General features: G+C 37.0%; 5 protein-coding genes. 3 read left to right on the top strand and 2 right to left on the bottom strand.

What is annotated here, in order from left to right; translation table 11 throughout:
• Nucleotides 1-131 precede the first annotated feature (131 nt).
• A complete protein-coding gene (locus AC1DND_RS25270; protein WP_029279863.1) occupies nt 132-794 on the top strand; it encodes a metal-dependent transcriptional regulator in 663 nt (220 codons plus the stop codon).
• On the top strand, nt 781-2,388 hold the full coding sequence (locus tag AC1DND_RS25275; protein ID WP_477585293.1) for an Nramp family divalent metal transporter: 1,608 nt from the start codon (nt 781-783) through the stop codon (nt 2,386-2,388). Before AC1DND_RS25270 ends, AC1DND_RS25275 begins: the two co-directional genes overlap by 14 nt.
• A 146-nt stretch (nt 2,389-2,534) precedes the next feature.
• On the opposite strand, the gene AC1DND_RS25280 is transcribed toward AC1DND_RS25275, so the two are convergent.
• A complete protein-coding gene (locus tag AC1DND_RS25280; RefSeq protein WP_477585294.1) occupies nt 2,535-2,825 on the bottom strand; it encodes a TlpA family protein disulfide reductase in 291 nt (96 codons plus the stop codon).
• 715 nt (nt 2,826-3,540) lie between these two features.
• Here AC1DND_RS25280 and smpB point away from each other — a divergent pair.
• Nucleotides 3,541-3,990: an SsrA-binding protein gene (gene smpB, locus AC1DND_RS25285; protein WP_029279869.1), complete on the top strand. Its 450-nt coding sequence runs from the start codon at nt 3,541-3,543 to the stop codon at nt 3,988-3,990.
• A gap of 202 nt (nt 3,991-4,192) precedes the next feature.
• Here the strand turns inward: smpB and AC1DND_RS25290 are convergent, their stop codons facing one another.
• Nucleotides 4,193-4,849 carry a protein-L-isoaspartate(D-aspartate) O-methyltransferase gene (locus AC1DND_RS25290; RefSeq protein ID WP_029279871.1) on the bottom strand — a complete coding sequence of 219 codons (657 nt, stop codon included), beginning with the start codon at nt 4,847-4,849 and terminating at the stop codon, nt 4,193-4,195.
• Between the last annotated feature and the right edge of the window lie 165 nt (nt 4,850-5,014).

Raw genomic sequence — 5,014 nt, forward strand, 5'->3', positions numbered from 1 at the left:
GCCATATGGTGTTAAAGGTATTTGAGAATACAAACATAACCAAATTATATTCTAAATTTTAACATAATTTATCATATATATTTTAAATAAAATTTTTAGATTTACCTAAAAATAAAATTAGATAAACATAAATGCAAAGTTACACGGAAGAGAACTATCTAAAGACTATTTACCATCTGGCAGAGAAAACAACAAACGTTCAAACCAATGCCATTGCAGAGCAAATGCAAACCAAACCGGCATCTGTAACCGACATGATTAAGAAATTAGCTGATAAAGGTTTAGTTGATTATATTAAATACCAAGGCGTTACTTTAACCGAAATAGGAAAAAATACAGCGATAGATATTGTACGAAAACATCGCTTATGGGAAGTTTTTTTGGTTGATAAATTAAACTTTAAGTGGGATGAGGTACATGATGTGGCTGAAGAGCTGGAACATATTAAATCAATTGAGCTGATTGAAAGATTAGACGAGTTTTTAGGCTTTCCGAAAGCCGATCCTCATGGCGACCCCATTCCCGATAAAAACGGAAGATTTGCCAAAACCCAGTTTATTAAATTAATCGAACTAAAAATAGGTGATCATGGCACCATTACCGGTGTTACCCAGCATAGCTCGGCATTTTTAAAACATTTAGAGAAACTAGGCTTAACCTTAGGTAAAAAAATCCAGATCAGCGATGTGACCGATTTTGATGGTTCAGTAGAAATCCTGTTATCCGGTAAGCAAATTAATATTAGTAGAGAAGTTGCAAAACATATTTTAATTAGCAGTAATGGCAAAAACTGAATCGTTAAGTGAAGTACATCAAAGTGTAAATACAGATAAAAGAAAAGGCTGGAGAAGAATTTTAGCTTTCATTGGTCCTGCTTATTTAATTAGTGTTGGCTACATGGATCCAGGCAACTGGGCCACCGATTTAGCAGGTGGCAGTAAATTCGGTTACCAATTAATTTGGGTTTTACTGATGTCGAACCTCATTGCATTACTCTTACAATCGTTAAGTGCCCGTTTGGGGATAGTAAGAGGGCTGGATTTAGCACAAGCCTCTAAACAAGCTTATCCGCGTTGGGCCAATATTCCATTATTTGGCTTAGCACAAACCGCAATTATAGCCTGCGATTTAGCCGAAATTATCGGGATGGCCATTGGTTTACAGCTCCTTTTTGGATTGCCATTAATCTGGGGTATTTCAATTACCATTTTCGACACCATTTTATTGCTCTTTTTACTCAATAAAGGTATGCGGGCCATGGAAGGCTTTATCGTTTCAATGGTTTTTATTGTCGGAATTTCCTTTCTGGTTGAAATGTTTATTGTAGAACCCTCACTTAAAGAGGTAGCTAAAGGTTTTGAACCCTCCATACTAAATGGCGATGCGCTTTATATTGCCATTGGGATTATTGGTGCCACAGTAATGCCGCATAACCTGTATTTACATTCATCATTAGTACAAACCAGGAAGATTGAGCGCAGTAATAAAGGAATTAAGGAAGCCTTAAAATTTAACCTCATTGATACAACGGTTGCATTAAACCTTGCTTTTTTTGTTAACGCCGCCATACTGATTCTTGCTGCAGCTGCCTTTTATAAAAATGGATTGCACGAAGTGGCCGAAATTCAGGATGCACATAAACTACTTTCGAACATTTTTGGCAATGTTGCCCCAACCCTATTTGCTATAGCGCTAATCGCCGCCGGACAAAGCTCTACTGTTACCGGAACTTTAGCAGGACAGATTATTATGGAAGGCCACATTAACTTAAGGATTCAACCTTGGTTACGGCGCATGATTACACGTCTTTTGGCTATTATTCCTGCATTTTTCACTATATTACATTATGGCGAAAATGCGCTTGGTGGCTTGCTGGTATTGAGTCAGGTGGTATTAAGTTTGCAATTGGGTTTTGCCATTATTCCACTAATTCATTTTACATCAGATAAAAAACTGATGAAAGATTTTGCAATTAAACCATGGGTTAAGGGGATTGGAATTGCTGTAGATTTCTCTAAAAACGATCGAAACACCATCAGGCATGCTTTAATTCAGGGTGGTAAAGAGGCACACTATTATCTTATCCATGTCGTAGAAACTGCTGCTGCCCGCTATCTTGGTAATGAAGTAATGGACCATGAAACGCAGAGCGATGCTGCTAACCTGGAGAAATACAGGGCTAATCTGGAAGATCTTGGATATGATTCTACGCCTTTTATCGGTTTTGGAAGTACCGGTAAAGCCATAGCCGATATCAGCAACAAAAATGAAATTGAGCTATTGGTAATGGGTGCGCATGGTCATAAAGGCTTGAAAGACCTTATTTTCGGTACCACAGTTGATTCTGTAAGGCATAAGGTAAATATTCCGGTTTTGATCATCCGGTAAAATTTTTAGACCTGTCCTTTAGCTTATAACTTACTCACTGTTATAATAATTARCCACAGATCAAAAAGATGAATACTGATTTCAAAATCCGTGTTTATCTGTGGCTAAAAAATAAGATTATTTACCTACTACCGTCATTAGCTTCTTTACTCCACCATCTCCCGATTATAGCCCTCATCCATGGTAATCATGTAAATATTAACGTCTTTAAACTTGGCGTAATTGGTGTTCAGGTTTTTACTTTCCCTCTGGCAATGTTCACAAGTACAATCAAATAAGATAAATAGGTTCTTTTTTCCTTGTTTAATATCATTATTTGAAAATGGTTTTCCATCCAGTTTGTAAAAAGTGAATTGTGGCAATAAAGTAGGTTGCTGTGCTTCTACCTGAAAAGTAACGGTTAACAATAAGATTAAAAGTAGGTTCCTGAATTTCATTTTTGAGATTTAAAGTCCAAACTTAAACGAATAAATACGAACATAATAATATATCCTTAGCTTTTACAAACAGATGAACATTTTAATTGATTCCTTATTCGGAGGTTTTAGTTTAAAAATCGTCGTCATCTCGACTGAAGCGCAGTCCCGAACTTTCGGGAGAGAGATCTATCGAGACAGATTTAGCTTCGCTGAGCCTTCGGGTTCTCGGTTGCATTGCACTTCGCTCGAAATGACGACCTCTTGCCACTTTTCCCATAAACAAGAGCCTGGTTGGCGGATGAAAGGTTTCTTATTGCACAGGCCCACCATAAATAAACCTGATTGACGCGGAAACCAAAAGCTTTTTCTGCTTTTGTTGGAGCAAAAGCAGGACTGAGGCTGCCAAAAGAACTGCCCGTGCATTTCCTAATATCAAAGAAGTCAAGTTTTTAAAACAATTTGGCTATTCAAACTTAACTTCTTTAATCCGAACTATTAAAATTAAAACTAAATTATCACATCATTTTTTAAGATATTTGCAACGGTTGAGGGCAAATCGCATAAACAGTCGTCATCCTGTCCCGAATATTCGGGATCAGGATCTTTATAGTTATAAAAGATGCTGAAACGAGTTCAGCATGACGAGGCGGTATTTTATAGCTGCATTTGTAGCCTTAACATTATAATTATATACAATAGTATATATTACAACAACATATACTTTATTACAATTTTGAAAAACGACATCAACATAAAAAATAAAAGAGCATATTTCGACTACAATCTTTTAGATAAATACGTAGCAGGGATTGCGCTTTTAGGAACTGAAATAAAAGCAATCAGACAAGGTAAAGCCAACATGACAGATGCATTTTGCATGTTTATTGGGGGGAACCTGTATGTGCGCAACCTTCATGTTTCGGAATATACACACAGCTCTTTCTATCATCACGATATTAAACGCGATCGCGCCTTATTACTACAGAAGAAAGAAATTAGAAAATTAAAGCTTAAAGGCGAAGAAAAAGGTTATACCATCGTTCCATTACGCATTTTCATCAACGAAAGAGGTTTCGCTAAAATAGAAATTGCACTGGCTCAAGGTAAAAAAGAATTCGACAAACGCGATAGCATCAAAGATAGAGATACCAAACGTGAGTTGGATAGAGCGATGAAGCGGTAGTTTAGTCAGCAGTCATGAGCCTTTAGTCCTGAGTCTTTTTCGTGGTGTCAGATATTCCTATCTGACACTAAATCTATTTTTGCTCTTAATTCACCAATAGCCAATCTTTTCTTAATATACTTATTAGTCAGATGGTAACATCAGACTGCACATTTAAAATTAGGAGTTGAATTTTACTCAAAACTCCGATCTCCAAACTTGTTTACCACGCTTGGTCGCCCACTAAAGGTACAAACCTAAAGGTATCCAACACAATTTTTTCGTAGTCGGTTTCGCTTACGCGGATAACAGTAACCATTTTCTGTGTTTTCTCATCTCCTACCGGAATGACCAGAATGCCGCCTATTTTTAATTGTTTTAATAATATCTCCGGAACCAAAGGAGCTCCAGCGGTAACGATTATTTTGTCGTACGGTGCGTGGGCAGCAATTCCTTTCGAGCCATCACCACAGTAAAAAGTAGGTCGGTAGCCCATTCCGGGTAAAACCTGAATGGTTCTATTGTATATATTTTCTTGTCTTTCGATGGTAAAAACATTTGCGCCAAGTTCCATTAAAATACAGGTTTGATAGCCTGAACCCGTTCCGATCTCGAGTACCTTATCTCCTTTTTTAATGTGCAAAAGCTCACTTTGGTAAGCAACGGTGTAAGGCTGGGATATAGTTTGCCCATCACCTATTGGAAAAGCAATATCTTTGTAGGCTTGGTTCCAGAAAGTTTCATCAAAAAAGAAATGACGTGGAACTTTACCTATGGCTGTTAACACATTTTCATCTTCAATTCCGCGAGATTTCAACAACTCAACCAGTTTTTTTCTCGCTCCACGTTCTCGGTAATTATCAACAAATTTATACGCCATGAGCTTCAAAATTAGCTTTTTTTAACGGTGATACAAGGGGAAAATGAGAGAATGATTGAATTATTGAGTTATTAAATAAAGATTACCTGAGTTAGAGAATGATACATTATCCACATCTGAGAATTAGAATTTATTGAATGAGAGATTGAGAGAAGGAAAGAATAA

It is taken from the genome of Pedobacter sp. 01N416 (assembly GCF_056399685.1).

Coding starts and splice junctions, on each gene's coding strand:
- AC1DND_RS25290 (WP_029279871.1), bottom strand. CDS start 4,849: ATGGCGTATAAATTTGTTGATAATTACCGAGAACGTGGAGCGAGAAAA.
- AC1DND_RS25270 (WP_029279863.1), top strand. CDS start 132: ATGCAAAGTTACACGGAAGAGAACTATCTAAAGACTATTTACCATCTG.
- AC1DND_RS25275 (WP_477585293.1), top strand. CDS start 781: ATGGCAAAAACTGAATCGTTAAGTGAAGTACATCAAAGTGTAAATACA.
- AC1DND_RS25280 (WP_477585294.1), bottom strand. CDS start 2,825: ATGAAATTCAGGAACCTACTTTTAATCTTATTGTTAACCGTTACTTTT.